The 21,618-nt window shown below is 48.2% G+C and carries 18 protein-coding genes; 2 read left to right on the forward strand and 16 right to left on the reverse strand.

The window, feature by feature from the left end; genetic code table 11:
- Positions 1-11: 11 nt before the first annotated feature.
- The 8 genes from H6A32_RS03845 to H6A32_RS03880 form a co-directional block, all read right to left on the reverse strand.
- Positions 12-1,337: a phenylacetate--CoA ligase family protein gene (locus tag H6A32_RS03845; protein WP_087168452.1), complete on the reverse strand. Its 1,326-nt coding sequence runs from the start codon at positions 1,335-1,337 to the stop codon at positions 12-14.
- A 12-nt stretch (positions 1,338-1,349) separates the two neighbouring features.
- The gene (locus H6A32_RS03850) at positions 1,350-1,766 is read right to left on the reverse strand and encodes an ACT domain-containing protein (RefSeq protein WP_087168453.1); all 417 of its coding nucleotides are present in this window, start codon (positions 1,764-1,766) and stop codon (positions 1,350-1,352) included.
- 9 nt (positions 1,767-1,775) lie between these two features.
- On the reverse strand, positions 1,776-2,345 hold the full coding sequence (locus H6A32_RS03855) for an indolepyruvate oxidoreductase subunit beta (RefSeq protein ID WP_087168454.1): 570 nt from the start codon (positions 2,343-2,345) through the stop codon (positions 1,776-1,778).
- Positions 2,345-4,099, reverse strand: coding sequence for an indolepyruvate ferredoxin oxidoreductase subunit alpha (gene iorA, locus H6A32_RS03860; RefSeq protein WP_204863807.1), 1,755 nt, complete (start codon positions 4,097-4,099; stop codon positions 2,345-2,347). Before iorA ends, H6A32_RS03855 begins: the two co-directional genes overlap by 1 nt.
- 1 nt (position 4,100) lies before the next feature.
- Complete coding sequence (locus tag H6A32_RS03865; RefSeq protein ID WP_087252583.1) at positions 4,101-5,411, reverse strand: phenylacetate--CoA ligase family protein; 1,311 nt, start codon at positions 5,409-5,411, stop codon at positions 4,101-4,103.
- A gap of 164 nt (positions 5,412-5,575) precedes the next feature.
- Positions 5,576-10,075, reverse strand: coding sequence for a PolC-type DNA polymerase III (locus H6A32_RS03870; RefSeq protein ID WP_204863808.1), 4,500 nt, complete (start codon positions 10,073-10,075; stop codon positions 5,576-5,578).
- Positions 10,076-10,088: 13 nt separating this feature from the next.
- Positions 10,089-11,150, reverse strand: coding sequence for a flavodoxin-dependent (E)-4-hydroxy-3-methylbut-2-enyl-diphosphate synthase (gene ispG, locus H6A32_RS03875; RefSeq protein WP_087168458.1), 1,062 nt, complete (start codon positions 11,148-11,150; stop codon positions 10,089-10,091).
- A gap of 82 nt (positions 11,151-11,232) precedes the next feature.
- Entirely contained in the window at positions 11,233-11,697 is a 465-nt protein-coding gene (locus tag H6A32_RS03880; protein ID WP_087168459.1) for a hypothetical protein, read from the reverse strand.
- Between the two features lie 205 nt (positions 11,698-11,902).
- Here H6A32_RS03880 and H6A32_RS03885 point away from each other — a divergent pair, with 205 nt between their 5' ends.
- Positions 11,903-12,253 carry a helix-turn-helix domain-containing protein gene (locus H6A32_RS03885; RefSeq protein ID WP_087252580.1) on the forward strand — a complete coding sequence of 117 codons (351 nt, stop codon included), beginning with the start codon at positions 11,903-11,905 and terminating at the stop codon, positions 12,251-12,253.
- Between the two features lie 64 nt (positions 12,254-12,317).
- Here H6A32_RS03885 and hisC read toward each other — a convergent pair whose 3' ends face one another.
- The 8 genes from hisC to rho form a co-directional block, all read right to left on the reverse strand.
- Positions 12,318-13,373, reverse strand: a complete 1,056-nt coding sequence (hisC, locus tag H6A32_RS03890; RefSeq protein WP_204863809.1) for a histidinol-phosphate transaminase — start codon at positions 13,371-13,373, stop codon at positions 12,318-12,320.
- A gap of 6 nt (positions 13,374-13,379) precedes the next feature.
- Positions 13,380-14,576 carry a pyridoxal phosphate-dependent aminotransferase gene (locus tag H6A32_RS03895; RefSeq protein ID WP_204863810.1) on the reverse strand — a complete coding sequence of 399 codons (1,197 nt, stop codon included), beginning with the start codon at positions 14,574-14,576 and terminating at the stop codon, positions 13,380-13,382.
- Entirely contained in the window at positions 14,573-15,487 is a 915-nt protein-coding gene (locus H6A32_RS03900) for a DUF2156 domain-containing protein (RefSeq protein WP_087168463.1), read from the reverse strand. The genes H6A32_RS03895 and H6A32_RS03900 overlap by 4 nt, the downstream gene beginning before the upstream one ends.
- 83 nt (positions 15,488-15,570) lie before the next feature.
- Positions 15,571-16,644, reverse strand: a complete 1,074-nt coding sequence (gene prfA, locus H6A32_RS03905) for a peptide chain release factor 1 (RefSeq protein WP_087252578.1) — start codon at positions 16,642-16,644, stop codon at positions 15,571-15,573.
- Positions 16,637-17,518 carry a peptide chain release factor N(5)-glutamine methyltransferase gene (prmC, locus tag H6A32_RS03910; RefSeq protein ID WP_087168465.1) on the reverse strand — a complete coding sequence of 294 codons (882 nt, stop codon included), beginning with the start codon at positions 17,516-17,518 and terminating at the stop codon, positions 16,637-16,639. The genes prfA and prmC overlap by 8 nt, the downstream gene beginning before the upstream one ends.
- Positions 17,515-18,468, reverse strand: a complete 954-nt coding sequence (locus H6A32_RS03915; protein ID WP_087168466.1) for a DUF1385 domain-containing protein — start codon at positions 18,466-18,468, stop codon at positions 17,515-17,517. Before H6A32_RS03915 ends, prmC begins: the two co-directional genes overlap by 4 nt.
- Before the next feature lie 87 nt (positions 18,469-18,555).
- The gene (rpmE, locus tag H6A32_RS03920; RefSeq protein ID WP_087168467.1) at positions 18,556-18,762 is read right to left on the reverse strand and encodes a 50S ribosomal protein L31; all 207 of its coding nucleotides are present in this window, start codon (positions 18,760-18,762) and stop codon (positions 18,556-18,558) included.
- Positions 18,763-18,875: 113 nt separating this feature from the next.
- Positions 18,876-20,246 (reverse strand): transcription termination factor Rho, encoded by a 1,371-nt coding sequence (gene rho, locus H6A32_RS03925; protein ID WP_087252632.1) that lies wholly within the window; start codon positions 20,244-20,246, stop codon positions 18,876-18,878.
- Between the two features lie 210 nt (positions 20,247-20,456).
- Here rho and H6A32_RS03930 point away from each other — a divergent pair, with 210 nt between their 5' ends.
- A complete protein-coding gene (locus H6A32_RS03930) occupies positions 20,457-21,617 on the forward strand; it encodes an NAD(P)-dependent malic enzyme (protein ID WP_204863811.1) in 1,161 nt (386 codons plus the stop codon).
- The last annotated feature ends 1 nt before the right edge of the window (position 21,618 follow it).

Raw genomic sequence — 21,618 nt, forward strand, 5'->3', positions numbered from 1 at the left:
GATTTTCCCTCCTATACAAGATTCCGGTTGTCAATTACACGTTTTGCTTTTCCTTCACTTCTCTCGATCGTCTTTGGCTCTACCAGTTTGACTCTGACAGAAACGCCAAGCGCCTGCTTTAAGACATCACCGATCTTATGGCGGAGTGCATCCAGTTTCCGGATTTCATCCGAGAAAAATTTCTCATCCACTTCTACCATGACCGTAAGTACATCCATATTGTCCTCTCTGTCGATAATCAGCAGATAATGCGGAATGACTTCTCCAATTCCAAAGAGTGCTGTTTCCACCTGAGTCGGAAATACATTGACGCCGCGGATGACTTTCATATCATCTGTACGTCCTTTGAACTTGGAAATTCTCGGTGTTGTACGTCCGCATTTGCATGTCTCATGGCAGATGCTTGTAAGGTCTTTCGTCCGGTAACGGATTAACGGTACGGCTTCCTTGTCCAGCGTGGTAAATACCAGCTCTCCGGTCTCTCCGTCTTTCAACGGCGCATGTGTGGCCGGGTCGAGTACTTCCGGATAGAAGAAGTCAGAATTCACATGGAGTCCTTCATGGTGGATGCAGTCCATCGCAACACCCGGTCCGCTGATCTCACAGAGCCCGTAAATATCAAAGCAGTTGATCTTCAGAATCTCCTCGATCTTGTGCCGCATCTCCACAGTCCAAGGTTCTGCTCCGCATACTGCCGCCTTGATTTTCATCTTTTCAACGACACCTGCTTCCTGCATGGCTTCTGCAAGATGCATCGCATAGGACGGTGTACAGGCAAACGCCGTGGCGCCAAAATCTTCCATACACATCAACTGGCGTTTCGTATTTCCGGCTGACATCGGGATTGCCATGGCTCCAAGCTTCTGCGCTCCAAAATCCAGTCCCATTCCTCCGGTAAACAGTCCATATCCATAGCAGACATGAATCCGGTCCTGCGCTGTCAGTCCGGCCATCGTAAGGCAGCGCGCCACACACTCGCCCCAGATATCCACGTCTTTCTGCGTATAGGCCATGACCGTCAGTTTTCCGGTCGTGCCGGACGTTCCCTGAACTCTTACGATCTTTTCATTCGGCACTGCCTGAAATCCGAACGGATAGTTGTCACGCAGGTCCTCCTTTGTCGTAAACGGAAGTTTCGTGATATCTTCGATTCCTTTGATATCTCCCGGTTCTACACCGAGTTCTTTCATCTTTTCCGTATAAAAAGGAACGACCCCGTACACTCTTTTTACAAGATTTTTCAGTTTTTCCCCCTGAAGTACCATCCGTTCATCTTCGCTCATACATTCTGCTTGCGGATCACGGATCTGTTCCTTCCATGTTTTGTCTGTTATCATGCTCTTTTCCTCCTATAACTCCTCATCCGAGACAAGCTTTACTCCTGCCTTCGCAAGAATCTTTTCCGCACGTTCCATGTCATCTGTCGAAAATACCATCACCGGTGCGTTATTATCACGGATCACGAACGAATAGATATAATTCAGATTGATCTGTCCGTCAGCCAGAATGGACAGCATTCTGTTTAAGTTTCCTTTTTCATCTTTTAATTCTACTCCGACCACGTCATAGATCCGTACCACAAATCCCAGTCTGGTCAGCGTCTCTTTCGCCCGTTCCGGCTGGTCCACCACCATCCTCAGGATTCCGAACTCCGGAGTATCAAACGAAGCAACCGCACGGATATTGATCTCCGCCTCCATCAGCTTTGAGGTTACTTCCATCAGACTTCCCGGTCTGTTTTCCACAAATACCGATACCTGTTTCATTTCGTCCTCCTATCGTGCTGCTCCTGTTTCAAATGCCTTTTTATTGATCTCGATTGTCTTTGGCGGCACCGTCTTTTCAATCACCCGGTACCACTGTTCTTTTGTGAAATCCATATGTCTGGATGCGATACCGAGAACAATCATATTGAATACTTTTGGATTTCCAAGCTTCTTGGCCTCCTCCGTCGCGTTGACAGTGTAGACTTTATGTTTCTCTTCCAGCGTTTCAATGATGTGTTCCGGATACCTGGCCGCGCCGATCACAACCGGCATCGGATCGATCCTCCAGTCATTCAGGATCAGTGCTCCCCCTTCTTTCAGAAAATGTGCATAGCGCAGTGCTTCCAGACGTTCAAACGCGATAATAATATCTGCGCAGCCTTCCTCCACGATCGGTTCTGCCACCTTGTCTCCATAGCGGACAAAGGTTACAACACTTCCTCCTCTCTGCGCCATTCCATGGACCTCAGAAAGTTTGACATCATATCCTGCATCCAGTGCAAGTCCTCCAAGAATCCGGCTTGTCAGAAGTGTTCCCTGGCCTCCGACACCGACGATCATAATATTTTTTACTCCCATTACTTTTCACCTGCCTTTACCAGTTCAATCGCTCCAAACTTACAGAGGGATTCACAGAGTCCGCATCCGGTACACATGGTGTCGTCAATCCGGATCGTACCGTCTTCATTTCTTGTCATGGCCGGGCAGCCCGGTTTCATACACATGCCGCATTTTTTACATTTTTCCGGATCCGCAGCATAGAGCGGTTTTGGTCTCTTGTCAAGAAGTACGCATGGTGTCTTTGTAATGATGACGGATACTTCGTCTTTTGCCACTTCTTCCTTAATCGCTTTCTCCAGCGCTACAATGTCAAAAGCATTGATTTCCTGTACATTCGGCACACCGATTGCACGGCACAGATTCGGAATGTTGATTGCGTAAGTCGGATCTCCCTGAAGTGTTTTTCCGGTCGCCGCATGATCCTGATGGCCTGTCATTCCGGTAGTGGAATTATCCAGAATCAGCACCGTTCCGGTAGCCTGATTGTAAACCATGTTCATCAGGGAATTGACACCGGTATGTAAAAATGTCGAATCTCCAATTACTGCCACCCAGTTTTTGATGTATTCTTTTCCTTTTGCTTTCTCCATTCCATGGAGGCTGGAAATACTTGCTCCCATACAGATTGTCGTGTCCACCACGCTGAGCGGTGCCACTGCTCCAAGTGTATAGCATCCAATGTCTCCTGCCGCATGCATCTTTAATTTGTTGAGAACATAGAAGACGCTTCTGTGCGGGCATCCCGGACAGAGAATAGGCGGCCGCTGCGGCACATCTGCCGGCGGATCCATCCGTACTTCTTCTCCGAGGATGGCCTTGCGGATCATATTGGCACTGTATTCTCCCTGAATGGTAAAGATCTCTTTTCCAATGGCAGGAATACCCCAGGATTTTACCTGCTCTTCGATGACAGGATCGAGTTCCTCCACCACATACAGTGTCTCAACTTTAGATGCAAACTCCCGGATCAGTTTTTCCGGAAGCGGGTTGACCATGCCAAGCTTTAAGACCGAAGCCTGAGGCAGTGCTTCTTTCACATACTGATACGGAATTCCGCTTGTGATAACTCCGATTCTGGTATCGTTCATCTCTATTTTATTGATCGGAAGCGTATCTGCCGCTTCTTTTAATTCGTTATTTCTCTTTTCGATTTCCACATGCCGGAATTTTGCGTTTCCAGGCATCATGACATTTTTCCGGATATCCTTTTCATATGGTTTGTCCGGAATCTCCTCCCGGTCTTTGAGTTCCACAAGTCCCTGAGAGTGTGCCAGTCTTGTGGTGATACGGAAGATGACCGGACGGTCAAACTGTTCGCTTAATTCAAATCCGATTTTGACAAACTCTTTTGCCTCCGCACTGTCTGACGGTTCCAGAACCGGCACGCCCGCAGCCCTTGCAATCATTCTCGTATCCTGTTCATTCTGGGAACTGTAAAGTCCCGGATCGTCCGCCACCATAAAGAGCAGTCCTCCGTTGACTCCCATGTAAGAAACCGTATAGAGCGGGTCGGAAGCTACGTTGAGCCCTACGTGCTTCATACATGCCATGGCACGTACTCCTGAGATGCTGGCTCCGATCGCGGTTTCTGCCGCCACCTTCTCATTCGGTGCCCACTCCGCGTACAGATCATCCCTGTATTTCACGAGATTTTCGCTGATTTCCGTACTCGGCGTTCCCGGATAGGCTGACGACACCTTGACTCCGGCTTCATACGCCCCTCTTGCGATTGCTTCGTTTCCAAGCATTATGACTTTCTTTGATTCTGACATTCTATAATCCATCCTTTCGTAAATCCTTGATTCTCTTTGCCTTTCCCTCAAATCTCTGCAGAGAATAAGGCGCTACCAGCCGGATTTCTGTTGCAAGGCCAAGCTGGGATTTCAGTCCCGCCTTGATCTTCTTTTCCAGTTCGCTGAGTTTTCCGTAGCTGTCAAGCAGCCTGTCATCAATCAGTTCCACTGTGATGGTCATAACGTCCAGTCTGTTCTTTCTTTCTACAAGGATTTCATAGTGTGGCCCGATCTCATCGATCTTGAGCAGTACTTCTTCGATCTGCGTCGGGAATACATTGACGCCGCGGATGACAAGCATGTCATCTGCCCTTCCGGAAAGATTTTCGATTCTTGCGGTCGTTCTTCCGCATTTGCACGGCTCATAGAAAATCCGGGTCATATCTCCGGTCCGGTAACGGATAATCGGAAGAGCCTCCTTTCCAAGACAGGTCACGACAAGCTCTCCACGCTCTCCCGGCGGCAGCACTTCTTCTGTCTCCGGATCGATGATTTCCGGTATGAACCAGTCTTCATTTACGTGCATGCCGCAAAGCTCTCTGCACTCGCCTGCCACACCCGGTCCGCAGAGCTCGCTCATGCCGTAATTCTGTGTGCAGAAGAACTGATCGCCCCATACATGGTGCATCTCCTCGCGCATCGCCTCGGTCATTCCTTCGCCTCCGAAGAGTCCGGTCCGGAGGCACAGATCTTTCGCCGGATCCATCCCGGCCCTGCGGATCTCTTCGCCAAGATGCAGCGCATAGGACGGTGTCGCCACAAGAAGTGTCACGCCCATGTCTTTTAGAAACATGATCTGTTTTTTCGTATTGCCGGATGACATCGGAATCACGGCAGCTCCGATCTTTTCCAGTCCTCCGTGCAGTCCCAGCGCACCGGTAAAGGTGCCGTATCCAAATGAGAGCTGCACGATGTCATCTGCGCGCGCTCCTCCCATGCAGGCAACTCTTGCTACATTATTCAGCCAGATATCCAGATCGTTTTTCGTGTATCCGACAACCGTCGGTTTTCCGGTCGTGCCGGAACTTGCGTGAAAACGTACCAGTTCCTTTTTATCAACCGCAAACAGCCCCATCGGATAATTATCTCTGAAATCCTTTTTGCTTGTAAACGGAAGTCTCCTCAAGTCATCCAGCGAACGGATATCTTCCGGAGCCACCCCTGCTTTGTCCATTTTCCCCCGATAAGGAGCCACCCTCTCATAGATGTAGGAAACTGTCTGTTGCAGCTTCCGGAGCTGGATCTCTTCCAGTTCTTCTCTAGGCAGTGTCTCCTCCTTTGCCCATATCATTTTTTCTTCCTCCTGGTCAGATTAATTTGGGAATAAAACGCTTCCCTGTTCCATGCAATGCCTTCTGTGCAGAAGTCTTTCCGGCTTTTTGCACAGAAAAAAGAGGACCCGCCTCTTTGGCTTATCCTCTTTAGTATATCATATTCCTTTATTCGTTTAAAGCATTAATCTGCAAAATCAAACAGAGATAACTGATTGGATTCCGGAAGATTGGAAAGAAGTCCCAGTTCCGACATCTTATCAATCACCGTCTTGCTGGCCTTGGTTCTCTGTCGGAAATCATCTTTGGAAAGGTACCTGCCGTCCCTCGATGCCTGTTCCACCGCTTCTGCCGCCTTGTCTCCCATTCCATCGATACTGGAAAGGGGCGGCATCAGCTTTCCGTCCACAATCCGGAACTTGGTCGCTTTTGCCTCATAAATATCAATCGGCATAAACTCCAGACCTCGCGCATACATTTCCTGCACGATCTTCATATCTTTCATCGTATCCTGCTCTTTTTTACTCAGCCGGTCCTGTCTGCTTTTATATTCCCGGATATGGTATGCCAGTTTTTCCTTTCCCTGACACATCAGCTCATAGGAAAAGGCGTCTGCACGGATTCCAAAGTAGGCAGCATAATACGCAAGTGGATAGTTGACCTTACAGTAGGCAATCCGGTATGCCATCATAACATAGGCGGCCGCATGCGCTTTCGGGAACATATACTTGATCTTCTTACAGGACCAGATATACCAGTCCGGTACTCCAGCCTCTTTCATCGACTCTTCAAACTCCGGCGTGAGTCCTTTTCCCTTTCGCACTTTCTCCATGATCGTAAAAGAGAGCTCACTGTCCATCCCTTTGTTGATGAGGTAAGTCATAATATCATCACGGGTACAGATCGCCGTGGAAATCGTTGCCTTTCCCTCCTGAATCAACGTCTGCGCATTATTCAGCCACACATCGGTTCCGTGGGAAAGCCCGGAAATCCGGATCAGGTCGGAGAGGGTCTTTGGCTTTGTATCTACTACCATCTGGATAACAAAGTCCGTTCCGAACTCCGGAATACCAAGGCATCCAACCGGACATCCGTCAATGTCATCCGGCGTGATGCCGAGTGCCTCCGTATTGGCAAACAGCGACATGACTTTCGGGTCATCCAGCGGAATATCTCTGGCGTCAAATACATTCTCTACGCCGTCATATTCATTGTCCATGGCGTCCGAATTGATCAGCTCCTCCAGTGTCTTGATCATGGTCGGATCATCGTGTCCCAGAATGTCAAGCTTTAATAGGTTGTGGTCAATGGAGTGGTAGTCAAAATGGGTCGTAATGATATCCGTATTCATATCATTTGCCGGATGCTGCACCGGGGTAAAGGAGTTGATGTCCTCACCGTGAGGAAGAACGATAATTCCTCCCGGATGCTGCCCTGTACTTCTCCGGATTCCCGTACATCCCTGTACGATCCGGTCGATCTCACAGTTTCGCTTCCTGCTGCCCCGCTCTTCATAATAGTTCTTCACAAATCCGAATGCGGTCTTGTCCGCCAGGGTACCGATGGTCCCTGCGCGGAACGTCTGCCCTTTTCCAAAGATGACTTCCGTATACTTGTGAGCGTTACTCTGATAATCTCCCGAAAAGTTCAGGTCAATATCCGGCTCTTTGTTTCCTTTAAACCCAAGGAAAGTCTCAAACGGGATATCGAACCCGTCTTTGACGAGCGGATGTCCGCATACCGGGCAGTCCTTGTCCTTCATATCCCATCCGCAGCCCCCCGCAAACGCGCGTACTTCCTCGGAATCAAAGTCACTGTAATGGCAGTGCGGACAATAATAATGCGGGCTTAACGGATTGACCTCCGTGATTCCTGCCATGGTAGCGACAAAGGAAGATCCGACTGATCCACGGGAACCAACCAGATATCCATCCTCATTGGACTTCCATACCAGCTTCTGGGCAATAATATACATCACGGCGAATCCATTGGAGATAATGGAATGAAGCTCCCTCTCCAGCCGTTCCGTCACGACGTCCGGGAGGGGATCTCCATACATTTCATGGGCTTTTTTATAACAGATATCACGCAGGGTCTGATCGGAATTTTCAATGACCGGAGGACATTTGTCCGGTCGGACCGGAGCAATCTTTTCAATCATGTCCGCAATCTTATTCGGATTCTCGATTACAACCTCATGGGCTTTTGCCGCTCCGAGGTAGGAAAACTCCTCCATCATCTCTTCCGTCGTATGCAGATACAACGGTGCCTGTTCATCCGCATCAGAAAAGCCTTTTCCCGCCATGATGATTCTACGGTAGACCTCGTCCTCCGGATCCAGGAAATGAACATCGCAGGTTGCCACAACCGGTTTGCAGAATTTCTCGCCAAGCCTTACAATTTTCCGGTTCAAATCCCGCAGGTCCTCCTCGCTTTTTACATTGGAAACACGGTCGCTTGCAATCATGAACCGGTTATTCCCGATCGGCTGGATTTCCAGATAATCATAGAAATTCACCAGCTTTGCGATCTGTTCTTCTGATTTTCCATTTAAGACAGCCTGGAACAGTTCGCCTGCCTCACAGGCGCTTCCGATAATCAGGCCGTCCCTGTACCGTAAAAATTCGCTCTTTGGAATTCTCGGCATTCTGGAAAAATACTGCAGGTGGGACATGGAAATCAGGCGGTACAGATTCACACGCCCGGTCTCGTTTTTCGCCAGAATGACCGCATGGTGGGACGGAAGTTTCCGGATTGCGTCCGGATTCATGGAGCCGAAGTGATTCAGCTCTTTCAATGTAAAAATTTCCCTGTCTTTCAGCATTTCGACAAACCGGACAAAAATCTCGGCCGTCGCCTGGGCATCATCCACGGCCCGGTGATGATTTTCCAGCGAAATGTTCAGTGCCTTTGCCACAACATTCAGCTTATACTTGGAAAGAGTCGGAAGGAGCACCCGGGCGAGGGCCACCGTATCCACCGATATAAATTCCTTCTCGATCTCCTGATATCTACAGTTCTGCTCAATAAAACTGACATCAAATCCTGCATTGTGGGCTACCAGAACCGCATCTCCCACAAAGTCCAGAAATTTTGGAAGGACTTCCTCGACAGGCTCGGCATCCATCACCATGTCATCGGTAATACCGGTCAGATCCGTGATCTTAAACGGAATCGGAATCTTCGGATTGACGAAAGTACTGAAACGTTCTGTGATCGCTCCATGTTCCACCTTGACCGCTCCGATCTCGATAATCTTATCCTGAATCGGGCTGAATCCGGTCGTCTCCAGGTCAAATACCACATATGTATCCTGAAGAGTCTGGTCCTTCGCCCCCTGGGCAATCTCCGTCAGATCATCCACCAGATACGCCTCCACGCCGTAAATAATTTTAAACGGATCGTCTTTATCCAGAGATTCGATATAGTGGTTGGCATCCGGGAATGCCTGAACGACACCGTGGTCCGTAATGGCAATCGCTTTGTGTCCCCAGTCATACGCACGCTTTACAATATCTTTGACTTCCGATACCCCGTCCATATCGCTCATTTTCGTATGGCAGTGCAGCTCTACACGCTTTTCCGGGTAGAGATCCTTTCTCTGCACGGTGAAGTCACTGATTTTCCGGATTCCGCTCACAGAACCGATGGTCAGCTCCCCGTCAAATTTGTCGATCGTGGTAATCCCCTTTACTTTCAGGAATGCACCCTTTTTTATGTCGCCAAGCAGGTCCGGGAGCTGGTCGTTTCTGGCAAACATCTTGACAACGATCGTATCGGTAAAATCGGTGATGGCAAACATGAGGATCGTCTTTTCATTCCGGATCTCTCTCGTATCAAAGCTGATGACCTTTCCCCGGATGGTGATCTCGCCCATCTCACCCAACACCTGGGAGAGTTCGATCGGAGGATCATCGAAGTCACGTCCGTAAATCATGTTCGGATCATCCGATTTTCTGAAATCACGTCTGACAAACGGTTTCTTCATCTCTTTTCCAAACCGCTTTTCTTTCAATGTCTTTGGAGCAGATTTTGTTTTCTCTTCTTTTGTCCCGTTTTCTCCGGCATCCGCCTCTTCCGTATTTTTCCGTTTCTCCTTGCGGAGTGCCTCGTTTCTCTCAATAATTTCATCCACTTCTGCCTGAAGCTGAAGTTCGTTAAACTCAAGCGCGCTCTTTTTTTTCGGCGGTTGATAGCCGACTTTAATGGAAAGAGGCACATGAAAACGGTCATTAAACACTTCGGAAAGGAGGCTTACAATCGCCTCCTTCTTTCCTTCTGCCACGATAGAATTCTGAAGCTTCAGATTCAGAACGCTGTCCTCGAAATCATAGTCCGCATGCTCAAACATGCTTCTCTCAACGGCGCTTCTCTTCTCCAGCTCCAGAAGGATACTGTCATAATACTCGTGCATCAGGTTTTCCGGCGTATACTGCTCTGACAGCTGATAGCTCTCCAGAATCTCCACCTGGATCATCGTCCGGTCAAACAACTGGTGCTTGATAGCATATTCCAGTTCATAAATCTTCTTTTTCTGCAGAAGATGGGTGGAAAACAGATAAATCCGGATAAAATCTCTTGTTGAATTCGTTGAAACTTTCGTAACCCTGACATCTTTCAGCAGAAATTTTGTCTCCTCCGAAAGGTTCAGAGTCGGAAACACTTCAAAAAAGTCTTTTCCCATATGTCATACGTCCTCAATCTTTTTTCCAGTTCAGAAGCTCTTCCCTAAGGGCCGGGAGGAGTTCTTCTTCTTTGAGTTTTTTTACAATCTCTCCCTTTTTAATCAGGAGTCCTTCTCCGACGCCTCCGGCAATTCCGATATCGGCTTCCTTCGCCTCACCAGGTCCATTGACAACACAGCCCATGACTGCCACTTTCACATCGTCAAGCGGGATATCCTGCACCATGTCTTCCACCTGGTTTGCAAGGCCGATCAGGTCAATTCTGGTTCTGCCGCAGGTCGGACAGGAAACGACCTCGATGCCGCCCTTTTTCAGCCCCAATGTCCTTAAAATCAGCTTTGCGGATTTGACTTCTTCCAGCGGGTCTCCCGTCAGAGAGACGCGGATGGTATTTCCGATTCCCTGATAAAGAATGATTCCAAGCCCGATGGAAGATTTGATATTGCCGGAAAGGATAGTCCCTGCTTCCGTAATACCGACGTGAAGCGGATACGGACACTGCGGAGCAAGTAGTTCATGCGCTTTGACACACATCATGACATCAGATGCCTTAATACTGACAACCAGATTGTTGTATCCCATTTTTTCAATCATACGCACTTTATCCAGCGCGCTTTCCACCAGCCCTTCGGCCGTCACGCCATCATATTTTTCCACAAGATTCTTTTCCAGAGAGCCGCTGTTGACTCCTACCCTGATCGGAACCTTGTATTCTTTGGCCTTCTCCACCACTTTTCTCACACGGTCCTGATCCCCGATATTTCCCGGGTTAATACGGATCTTGTCCGCTCCGTTTTCAATGGCCGCAATGGCAAGCCGGTAGTCAAAGTGGATATCCGCCACAAGCGGGATATGAATTCTGCGTTTGATCTCTCTGAGTGCTTCTGCAGCCTCCATTGTCGGAACGGCACACCGGATAATCTCGCAGCCTGCCCGCTCAAGAGCCAGGATCTGCTTTACCGTTGCTTCTACATCTTCTGTTTTTGTGTTTGTCATAGACTGGATGGCAACCGGATAACTGCCTCCGATCTTTACATTTCCTATCTGAATTACTTTTGTCTGTGTGCGCAGCATACTCTTCCTCCTCTACATGAATAAAATCCCCCTCTACCCAAGTCACACGTCATATCCGTTTTCCTGTATAGAGGGGAAAGTTCTATTTTTTATCAAATATCATCTGTTCACCGTATTCGCGGTCCGTAAGCGTCAACGTCTGCCGTTCCATGCTGTAGTCAAACGATGTCGTAAACATGGAAAGCGCTGTATCCAGAGCACTCTGGGTCAACTGTCCATCATACTGCTCCAGGATTCTGTCAATCTCACTTTGCTGCAGTCCGCCGATCACCAGCGTCTTTTCCGTTTTATCCACCTGACAGTCCATTGTCACCGCAAGTTCCGGAACATCCTGCAGATTATCAAACTGAAGTTTAACTTTATCATCACTTTGAATGGTCATTGTAATATTGTCATCCTGATATTCCCATGTCCCAGCAATCGGATTTCTTGCAAATGACCGGATCAGGAAGTACGCTGCAACCGCAATGATGAGAACAGACGCTGTCCAGATTACAATCCGAAACAGGAAACTTCTCTCTTTTTCATCATTTTTGGCAATTAACATCCGGATTACCTCCATATTTTTCTTCTTTTATTCTAAGTAAATTATAAAATTTTTATTCATACCTGTCAACACGGGATTCGTCTCCGGCTCCTTTTAATGCTTTTCGACACATACCGATCCATCTGTGTTCCTTTCCGACACACTTCCTGTTTTCCCCACGTTTCTATTGCTAAAATGTAGCCACACTAAAGATAGGAGGCAATATATGGGGTTTTCAGAAAGACTAAAATTGCTGCGCAGAAACGCAGACGTAACTCAGGACCAGCTAGCACAATACCTTCAGGTATCCCGATCAACCATCGCCGGATACGAGACCAAAAACCGACAGCCAGACTATGACAAACTGTATATGATTGCGCAGTTTTTTCATGTCAGTACCGATTATCTCATTTCCGGCAAGGAGTCGCATCCGGTCGAAGTTTCTTCGTCCGGGCCTGCCATAAACGAACGGATTATTCAGTATCAGCTCAAAACTGTTTTCATGTCTCTCTCCCCGAAGTCAAAGCAGGATCTGCTGGAATATGCAAACCTCCTGGCTTTGAGGGACAGGCAATGATCATCCATACACAATATTTCAGAAATCAGGAAAGGAGGAATTTTTGATTCCTCCTTTTCCTGACTTATTCTTTCATAATCTCTTCCAACGTGTCAAAAAACTGATTCATTTCCTCATCTGTTCCGACAGTGATTCGTAAATACTGCGCGATCTCAGGCTGTTTCCAGTGTCTGACATAAATCTGCCGTTCCTTTAAAGCCTGAAACAGTTTTTCTCCATCATACTTCGGATGTTTTGCAAAAATAAAGTTTGTACTGGAATCCGGAAATTCAAATCCCAGATCCGCCAGTCTCTCTTTGCTCCATTCTCTTGTGGCGACAATCTTTTCCGTCGTCTTCCGGAAGTACTCCGTATCTTTTACCGCTTCCGTCCCGCAGACAATAGCCGGATAGGACATAGTATAGGAATTGAAAGAATACTTCACATCCTGGAGCCAGCGAATAAGCCGTTCGTTCCCTGCCGCAAATCCGATCCGCATTCCTGCCATGGATCTGGACTTGGAAAAGGTTTGTGTCACCAGAAGATTGTCATACCTGTCAATCAGGGAAATGGCGGACGGCTTTCCTGCAAAATCGATATACGCCTCATCCACAATGACGATCACGTCCGGATTCTGCTTTAAAATCTCCTCAATCACATCCAGGCTCTCATAAATTCCCGTCGGCGCATTCGGATTCGGGAAAATGATGCCTCCGTTTTCCTTACAGTAGTCCTCTTTTCTGAGGTGCATCTTCTCATCCAGCGGACAGCATTCATACGGGATCCGGTAGAGTTCTGCCCACACCTTGTAAAAGGAATAGGTAATATCCGGAAACAGAATCGGCTTTCCGGAATTAAAAAAGGTAAGAAAGCTCATTGACAGTACGTCATCTGATCCCACTCCTACAAAAATCTGTTCCGGTTTCACCTGGCAGTATTCGGCCAGGCTCTCTGTCAGCATGCGGATTTCCGGATCCGGATACAGACGGAGTCTTCCGTCATCCATCTCCTTTAGTGCCCGCTCCACTCCCGGCGCAGGCGGATACGGATTTTCATTGGTATTCAGTTTGATTACTTTCTGCTGCGGCTGCTCTCCCGGAACATAAGGAGTCACCCGGCGGATATTTTCTTCCAGTCTCATACGCGTCTACTCCTGTCCGCGGTACTCGGCCGCAAGTTCTTCAAATTTCGGGAGCGCACGTACAATCGTGTCGTATGCGACACAGTATGCAAGTCTGACATAGCCCGGACATCCAAAGGAGCTTCCCGGCACCATCAGAATATTGTATTTTTTCGCTCTGCTGCAGAATTCCTTTTCATCTTCCACCGGAGACTTGACAAACAGATAGAATGCTCCTTCCGGTTTAATGCAGGAAAATCCCGCCTTCTTTAACCCTTCGTACAGGGTTTCTCTGTTCTTATCATAAAAAGCGATGTCCGCCTTCTCATTCAGGCATCTTGCCACTGCTTTCTGCTGGAGTGTCGGTGCATTGACAAATCCAAGAATCCGGGTTGCTACGTTGGCAGCGGAAATTACGTCCGCACTGTCTGCCACTTCATCCGGAATCACAAGGTATCCGATCCGCTCTCCCGGAAGAGAAAGGGACTTACTGAATGAATAACCTACAATCGTATTGTCGTAATACTTTGTCAGGAATGGAACTTCGGCATCCCCGTACACAAGCTCACGGTACGGCTCGTCGGAAATCAGATAAATATCCGTTCCGTATTCCTTCTGCTTTTCCTCCATAACGGAAGCCATCTTCTTTACTGTCTCCTCGGAATATACGACACCGGTCGGGTTGTTCGGATTGTTGACGATCACCGCTTTGGTCTTCGGCGTGATCTTCCGGGCAAACTCGTCAAGTTTTGGCTGGAATGTCTCCGTATCAGGGGAGATCTCCACAAGCACTCCGTCAAAATTGTTGACATAGCTTCTGTATTCTCCAAAATACGGCGCAAAGACAATCACTTCATCTCCCGGATTGATCAGTGTTTTCAGAATGACATTCAGGCCGCCTGCCGCTCCTACTGTCATCGTAATATTCTTTCCTTCAAAGGAAGTTCCGAAACGCTCGTTCAGATTCTGTGCAACAGCCTCTCTGACGTCCGCATACCCTGCATTGCTGTTCGTATATCCGTGCAGCACAACCGGATCCTCCTCTTTCAGCACATCCATCATGGCGTTTGTCAACGCTTCCGGAGCCGGAATATTCGGATTTCCAAGACTGAAATCATAGACGTTTTCTGCCCCGTAAATCCCGGCAAGCCGGTTTCCTTCCTCAAACATCGCACGGATCGCGGAACTGTTTGCCACCATCCCTTTCATCTTCTCTGCAATCATTCTGATACCTCCTGTACTTTTGATAAAACTCCTTTTTCAAGCAGCATTGCCGGCTTATAGGAAAGCTTTGCTTTTCTAAGCCCCTCCTGTCCGGCATCATCCTCTCTGTTGACATAGCGGTATCCCATACATTCATGTTCCACAAACTGCTGGTTGATCATTGTATATGCACCCGGCACATCGGCAAATGCCTTTTCAATGTGGACAACAACCGTGTCATCACTTACCGGTTCCCCGACGGTAAATGCGACAATCTTACCGTTTACACGAAGAATTCCACCTTTGAGATGCAGCTCCTGAAACAGTCTCAGAGAATTGAGCGTTACACACATCTCGCAGTTTTTCTCTTCATCTTCGTCACATCCGTTTTCGTTTCTCCATTTCAGAGCCATCTGAAAGCATTCTTCCAGATTGTCCTTTGTGAGCGGCTCATATGCCCAGTCCTCATACGTGGCCTTGAACTTATTGATGTGGTTCCGTTTACCGTGAAGCTTTTTTCCAGACAGGGTACAAAGCTTTTCCGACTCATAAATATAATCCGCCGCATCCCTGTCATATTCAATCTGGTACTTTCCCGGATACCAGCTGTCGACAAGGGCAAACTGTGCCTCGGAAAGTCCGTACATATGAAACTCTCCTCCCTGCTCCTCGCAGTGTTTCTCCATCTGCGGGATCAGTTCCCGGATTTCCTCATCCGGTCCTGCAGGCCATGCAAAACCGTACCCGCTCTCTGTCTTTTCCCGGAACAGAATAGCTTTTCCTGTAAAGGCAAAATCCAGATTATAATGTCTTCCCCAAAGCATAACTCCAAAAAATGTTCTGTCACAGCTTCTTGACGGGTATTTCCGAAAATATTCCTTAATCAGTTCCTGATCCTTTAGCTGGACACGGTTAAATTTCCATTCATCCATACTGTATTATACCTTCTTCTTTTCCACGAATACAAAAACCCTACATCCGGTGCCATACCGATATAGGGCATCCTGTCTGTCAGTTAGTTTTCCTGCATGTTCGCAAGTTTTGCCGCCTGATCGGCCGCAATCAGCGAATCAATGATTTCATCCAGATCTCCGTTTAACACGGTATCCAGTTTGTGAAGTGTCAGCTTGATCCGGTGATCTGTCACACGTCCCTGCGGGAAGTTGTACGTCCGGATCTTCTCCGAACGGTCTCCGGTTCCAACCTGGCTTCTTCTTGCCTCGGCTTCCGCATCATGCTGCTTTGCCTGCTCCAGTTCATAAAGTCTTGCACGCAGAACCTTGAGCGCTTTATCCTTGTTTTTCAGCTGGGACTTCTCATCCTGACAGGAGATTACGATACCTGTCGGGATATGGGTCAGACGTACAGCAGAGTCTGTCGTGTTGACACACTGTCCACCGTTTCCGGAAGCACGGAATACGTCGAATTTACAGTCGTTCATATCGATATGAACATCCACTTCCTCCGCCTCCGGCATGATAGCAACCGTGATGGTGGATGTATGAATTCTGCCGCCGCTTTCCGTCTCAGGCACACGCTGTACACGGTGTACCCCGCTTTCGTATTTCAGTCTGGAATAAGCGCCCTGTCCGGAGATCATAAAGACTGCCTCCTTGAAACCGCCGATTCCATTCTCATTGAGTGAAATCATCTCACATTTCCATCTTCTCCGTTCTGCATAGTGAATATACATCCGGTAGATCTCTGCCGCGAACAGCGCAGCCTCGTCTCCGCCGGCACCGGCACGGATCTCGACGATAACGTTCTTGTCATCATTCGGGTCTTTCGGGAGAAGCAGGATCTTGAGTTCATGCTCCAGCTCTTCTACACGTTTTCTGGCATCGGCAAGCTCTTCTTTCAGAAGCTCCCGCATCTCTTCATCCGACTCTTCCTCCAGCATGGCAAGGCTGTCCTCGATTGTCTCGTTACATTTTTTGTATTCTTTATATGCTTCCACAATCGGAGCCAGATCGTTCTGCTCTTTCATCAGACTGCGGAACCGCGTCTGATCATTGACAACGTCCGGTTCCTGAAGCTCTCCCATAATCTCTTCAAAACGAATCAGCAAATCGTCCAGTTTATCAAACATTTGTTAATTCCTCCTCATTTTCTCTTGCTTTATTGTACACGCCGCCTACTACACGGTCAAGCCCTGCCAGATCCTTTTTTACATAGATCTGACTGTAGCCGGCCTCTTCCATCAGCCTTTTGACATCCTCCGCCTGATCGTATCCGATTTCAAAAAGCAACGTCCCCTGATGGTCAAAATAACCGCCCGCCTCTGAAATGATGCGGCGGTAAAAATACAGCCCGTCTTCTTTTCCGTCCAGTGCCCCGTAGGGGTCATGGAGCCGGACCTCCTCCTGGAGCTTCCGGATCTCTTCCGTCCTGATGTAGGGGGGATTGGAAACGATCATATCGTATGTCCCCTCAATTCTTTCAAACAGATCGCTTTGCACAAATGCGGCCCGTTCTTCCGGAATCTCAAGCAGTCTGCGGTTCTCCTCCGCCATCTTAAGGGCCGGTTCCGAAAGATCGGATCCGGTTCCGGTCCGGTTTTCATTCATTTTTAAAAGGCTTAACAGGATGCAGCCCGATCCGGTGCAGACATCCAGAATCCGCTTCGCGCCTGTATCATCTGCAGCCCGGTCTGCCTCCTCTACAAGGATCTCCGTATCCTGCCGGGGAATGAGCACATGCTCATTGACGTGGAATTCATATCCCATAAATTCCTGCACCCCGGTGATGTGCTGGAGCGGGACGCGGCTTTCGCGCTTTCTTATGGCCTCCTCGTACTGCTCCCGGCACGATTCTTCCATCTCTTCTCTGTCTCTCACAAAATACATGGCTCTGGAAAGGCCAGACACATGCTCCAGCAAAAGCCAGGCATCCAGATCATATTCCGGAATCCCTGCATGCTGAAGCTTTTCTTTTCCCCAGTTCAGTGCTTCCCGGAATGTCATACGGCCTCCTCTTTTCTTCCGGATTCTTCACGGACCGGAAAATTTTCTGCAAGGTACGCCTTCCAGTCAAAGACCGCTTCCACAGAAGCAATCGCAACCTCAATCATACTGTCGTCCGGTTCCTTTGTCGTCAGACCCTGAAGCATCAGCCCCGGTCTGCTTAACAGGTTAACTACCACGTTATCACTGTTTCCAGCCAGCCGGATAATCTCATAGGAAATTCCCGCAATGACCGGAAGCAGCGCGATCCGGATTACAACCCGCAGAATATGAGACTCCGTCTGGACAAAAAACAGAAGGACAATTCCCACAATCATAACAAACATGAGGAAACTCGTCCCGCACCGTTTATGCTCTTTGGAACTGATTCTGACATTGTCTACTGTAAGCGGCAGTCCATGCTCGATACAGTTGATACATTTATGCTCGGCACCATGATACTGATACAGACGCCGGATATCCTCCATCCTGGAGATCAGCCAGATATAGCCGACAAAAATCAGAATCCGGATCACGCCTTCGAGAATCGTCCGGATAACATAGGACGGAATGACCGTCTTGAACAGATCTGACAGAAAATACGGAAGAACCATAAAAATTGCGATGGCAATCAGGAAAGAAACCGCCATGACGACCCCGTTGATCACCTGATCCAGTTTCTCCCTTTTCCTGGCCTCCTTTTCCGTCAGTACCTCCTCCTCTTCTTCCTCAAAGCCGGCTGACCACGTCAGCGTCTTCATACCCAGAATCATTGAATCGATAAAATTGAAGATTCCGCGGATAAATGGTGTTTTAAGCAGCTTCTGGTGGGAACCGACGATGCTTTTGTAATCATCCTGCTCCACAACAACCGTCCCGTCCGGCTTCCTTACCGCCACGGCGTACCGGTCTTTGTGTTTCATCATCACGCCTTCCAGAACCGCCTGTCCTCCTACATTTGATGACTTCATTGAAACTCCTTCTCTGCTAAATAACAGTTTTCTAAAGTAACGAAAAAGAGCTGAGATATGAAAACCTCAGCCCTGTACTTCTGAATCTTATTTGCTTTCGATTCCGTATTTCTTGTTAAACTTGTCAACACGGCCACGAGCCTGAGTTGCTTTCTGCTGTCCTGTGTAGAATGGATGACATTTGGAGCAGATTTCAACATGGATATCTTCCTTTGTGGATCCTGTTACAAATGTATTCCCACAGTTGCATGTTACAGTTGCCTGATGATATGCTGGATGGATTCCTTCTTTCATGATTTTCACCTCTTCTTGCTTTTATTCGTCTCACACAGATTTCTCTGCGACTAATCGTCTTCTAAACAGCGGGTTTATTGTATCATACCTGTTTTTGTTTTGCAACCCTCTTTTTAAATAAACTTCATTTTTTTGACAGTCTGCACGAGCTCTGAATTATGCTTCGACCGGTTGAACAGGTTGAGAATCGTATCAACCGCCTCATCGGACTTCATTCCATTGAGAGCGCGGCGCATAATGTAAACAGCCTCCTGCTCGTCCGGGGTAAGAAGCAGATCTTCCCGTCTTGTTCCGGATTTTGGAATGTCGATCGCCGGGAACATTCTCTTTTCTGAAAGTTTCCGGTCAAGAACAAGCTCCATGTTTCCGGTTCCTTTGAATTCCTCGTAAATGACATCGTCCATCTTACTTCCGGTATCTACAAGTGCAGTGGCAAGAATGGTAAGGCTTCCGCCCTCCCGCATGTTTCTTGCGGCTCCGAAAAAGCGTTTCGGCATATGCAGGGCCGCCGGATCCAGACCACCGGAAAGGGTACGTCCGCTCGGAGGTACAACAAGGTTGTAGGCTCTTGCAAGTCTGGTAATACTGTCAAGCAGAATGATAACATCTTTTTTATGCTCAACAAGACGTTTTGCACGCTCAATCAGCATTTCGGACACTCTCTTATGGTGATCCGGGAGTTCATCGAAGGTAGAATAGATGACCTCCACATTTTTCCCGCGGATTGTTTCCTTAATATCGGTTACTTCTTCCGGACGTTCATCGATCAGAAGAACAAGCAGATGCATCTCCGGGTTGTTTCTCAGAACGGAGAGAGCCACTTCTTTTAACAGTGTCGTCTTACCTGCTTTCGGAGGAGATACAATCATCCCTCTCTGCCCTTTTCCTATTGGCGAGAGCAGGTCTACAATTCTCATCGCCGTGCTGCTTCTCTCATTTTCGAGTCTCAGACGCTCATTTGGAAAAATCGGTGTCATGTCTTCAAAGTTTTTCCGTTTCACTGCAACCGCAGGTGGAAGTCCGTTGATCTTCGTTACAAATAACAGCGCACTGAATTTTTCAGACTGTGTCTTGATTCTCGTATTTCCGGAAACGATATCCCCTGTCTTGAGTCCGAATTTCCGGATCTGGGACGGGGAAACATAAACATCATTCTCTCCCGGAAGATAGTTCTCACAGCGGATAAATCCGTATCCGTCCGGGAGTACTTCCAGGATTCCATGGGCCGTCATACCGCTGTCCAGGTCAGACAGTTCCAGTCCGGCACCCTTTTCCCCTCTTACGTCTTCTCTCTGGACGTGCTCATGATCATGCCTGTTTTCTCTTACAGGTTCTGTTTCCTCTGTCTTCTGTGTTTTTCTATCTTCTTCAAGAAGGCGTTCAATCAGATCCGATTTTTTTAACGCGGATGTTCCTTTCAGCCCCCTTGCTTTCGCCACATCTTTCAGTACTGCCAGTGAAAGCGTTTCGTATTTTTCTTTCATATCCATCATATTCTATTTTCCTTTCTATTCTGGTCTCATGGGAAAAAATAGTCTGACTCGACCTGACTGACTTAATACGTAAAGTATACATCACAATTTTCAAAATGAAAAGTGTTTTTTCCAAAATTTAATTGCGCCCCTGTTTTAAGAATGGTATGATTGAAGAAGTGATCATAATCATACATTATTAATGAAGAAAAGGTGAATAGTATGGCTGAAAATAATACATTGGAAAAAGCACTGAAAATGCATGAAATCTGGAACGGAAAGATCGAAACGACGGCAAAGGCACATGTCCGTTCAAGGGAGGACCTTGCAGTGGCATATACACCGGGAGTTGCGGAGCCTTGCAAAGTGATCGCCAAAGATCCGGAAGCGGTGTACAAATACACCATGAAAGCAAATACGGTTGCCGTTGTCTCCGATGGAAGCGCGGTTCTTGGTCTTGGCAATATCGGAGCCCGTGCCGCAATGCCTGTCATGGAGGGAAAAGCGGTTCTGTTTAAAGAATTCGGACAGGTCAATGCAGTTCCGATCTGTCTGGATACACAGGATACAGAAGAGATTATCCGTACCGTAGTGAATATTGCCCCTGCCTTCGGAGGCATCAATCTGGAAGACATCTCCGCCCCGAGATGTTTCGAGATCGAAGAACGGTTAAAAGAGCTTCTGGACATTCCGGTCTTCCATGATGACCAGCACGGCACTGCCATTGTCGTTCTTGCAGGCGTCATCAATGCGCTGAAGGTTGTCGGAAAATCAAAGGAATCCTGCCGCGTTGTCGTAAACGGTGCAGGTTCCGCCGGAGTTGCTATCACAAAGCTCCTCCTGACCTATGGATTTTCCCACATCACCATGTGTGATATCAATGGAACGATCTGCCGGGATTCCGAGCATCTGAACTGGATGCAGAAACGGATGGCCGAACTGACGAATCCGGATCAGATCCACGGTACCCTTGCGGATGCGTTAAAAGGTGCGGACATTTTCATCGGTGTCTCCGCCCCGAGCATCGTCACAAAAGAGATGGTGGCATCCATGAATTCGGACTCCATCCTCTTTGCCATGGCAAACCCGGTACCGGAAATCATGCCGGATCTTGCAAAGGAAGCCGGAGCAAAAGTTGTCGGAACCGGACGGAGCGACTTCCCGAATCAGGTGAATAACGTGATCGCATTCCCTGGCATTTTCCGGGGTGCCCTCGAAGGACGTGCCTCCCAGATCACGGAAGAGATGAAGCTGGCTGCTGCCAATGCCATCGCCTCTCTTGTTCCGGAGGAGGAACTGAGCGAAACCAGCATTCTTCCGGAAGCATTTGATCCTCGTGTAGCCGATGCCGTGAGCGAAGCCATCAAGGCTCTGATTCCGTAAG

It is taken from the genome of Drancourtella massiliensis (assembly GCF_016900655.1).
GTDB lineage: Bacteria > Bacillota > Clostridia > Lachnospirales > Lachnospiraceae > Sellimonas > Sellimonas catena.

Coding starts and splice junctions, on each gene's coding strand:
- H6A32_RS03845 (WP_087168452.1), bottom strand. CDS start 1,337: ATGATAACAGACAAAACATGGAAGGAACAGATCCGTGATCCGCAAGCA.
- H6A32_RS03850 (WP_087168453.1), bottom strand. CDS start 1,766: ATGAAACAGGTATCGGTATTTGTGGAAAACAGACCGGGAAGTCTGATG.
- H6A32_RS03855 (WP_087168454.1), bottom strand. CDS start 2,345: ATGGGAGTAAAAAATATTATGATCGTCGGTGTCGGAGGCCAGGGAACA.
- iorA (WP_204863807.1), bottom strand. CDS start 4,099: ATGTCAGAATCAAAGAAAGTCATAATGCTTGGAAACGAAGCAATCGCA.
- H6A32_RS03865 (WP_087252583.1), bottom strand. CDS start 5,411: ATGATATGGGCAAAGGAGGAGACACTGCCTAGAGAAGAACTGGAAGAG.
- H6A32_RS03870 (WP_204863808.1), bottom strand. CDS start 10,075: ATGGGAAAAGACTTTTTTGAAGTGTTTCCGACTCTGAACCTTTCGGAG.
- ispG (WP_087168458.1), bottom strand. CDS start 11,150: ATGCTGCGCACACAGACAAAAGTAATTCAGATAGGAAATGTAAAGATC.
- H6A32_RS03880 (WP_087168459.1), bottom strand. CDS start 11,697: ATGTTAATTGCCAAAAATGATGAAAAAGAGAGAAGTTTCCTGTTTCGG.
- H6A32_RS03885 (WP_087252580.1), top strand. CDS start 11,903: ATGGGGTTTTCAGAAAGACTAAAATTGCTGCGCAGAAACGCAGACGTA.
- hisC (WP_204863809.1), bottom strand. CDS start 13,373: ATGAGACTGGAAGAAAATATCCGCCGGGTGACTCCTTATGTTCCGGGA.
- H6A32_RS03895 (WP_204863810.1), bottom strand. CDS start 14,576: ATGATTGCAGAGAAGATGAAAGGGATGGTGGCAAACAGTTCCGCGATC.
- H6A32_RS03900 (WP_087168463.1), bottom strand. CDS start 15,487: ATGGATGAATGGAAATTTAACCGTGTCCAGCTAAAGGATCAGGAACTG.
- prfA (WP_087252578.1), bottom strand. CDS start 16,644: ATGTTTGATAAACTGGACGATTTGCTGATTCGTTTTGAAGAGATTATG.
- prmC (WP_087168465.1), bottom strand. CDS start 17,518: ATGACATTCCGGGAAGCACTGAACTGGGGAAAAGAAAAGCTTCAGCAT.
- H6A32_RS03915 (WP_087168466.1), bottom strand. CDS start 18,468: ATGAAGTCATCAAATGTAGGAGGACAGGCGGTTCTGGAAGGCGTGATG.
- rpmE (WP_087168467.1), bottom strand. CDS start 18,762: ATGAAAGAAGGAATCCATCCAGCATATCATCAGGCAACTGTAACATGC.
- rho (WP_087252632.1), bottom strand. CDS start 20,246: ATGAAAGAAAAATACGAAACGCTTTCACTGGCAGTACTGAAAGATGTG.
- H6A32_RS03930 (WP_204863811.1), top strand. CDS start 20,457: ATGGCTGAAAATAATACATTGGAAAAAGCACTGAAAATGCATGAAATC.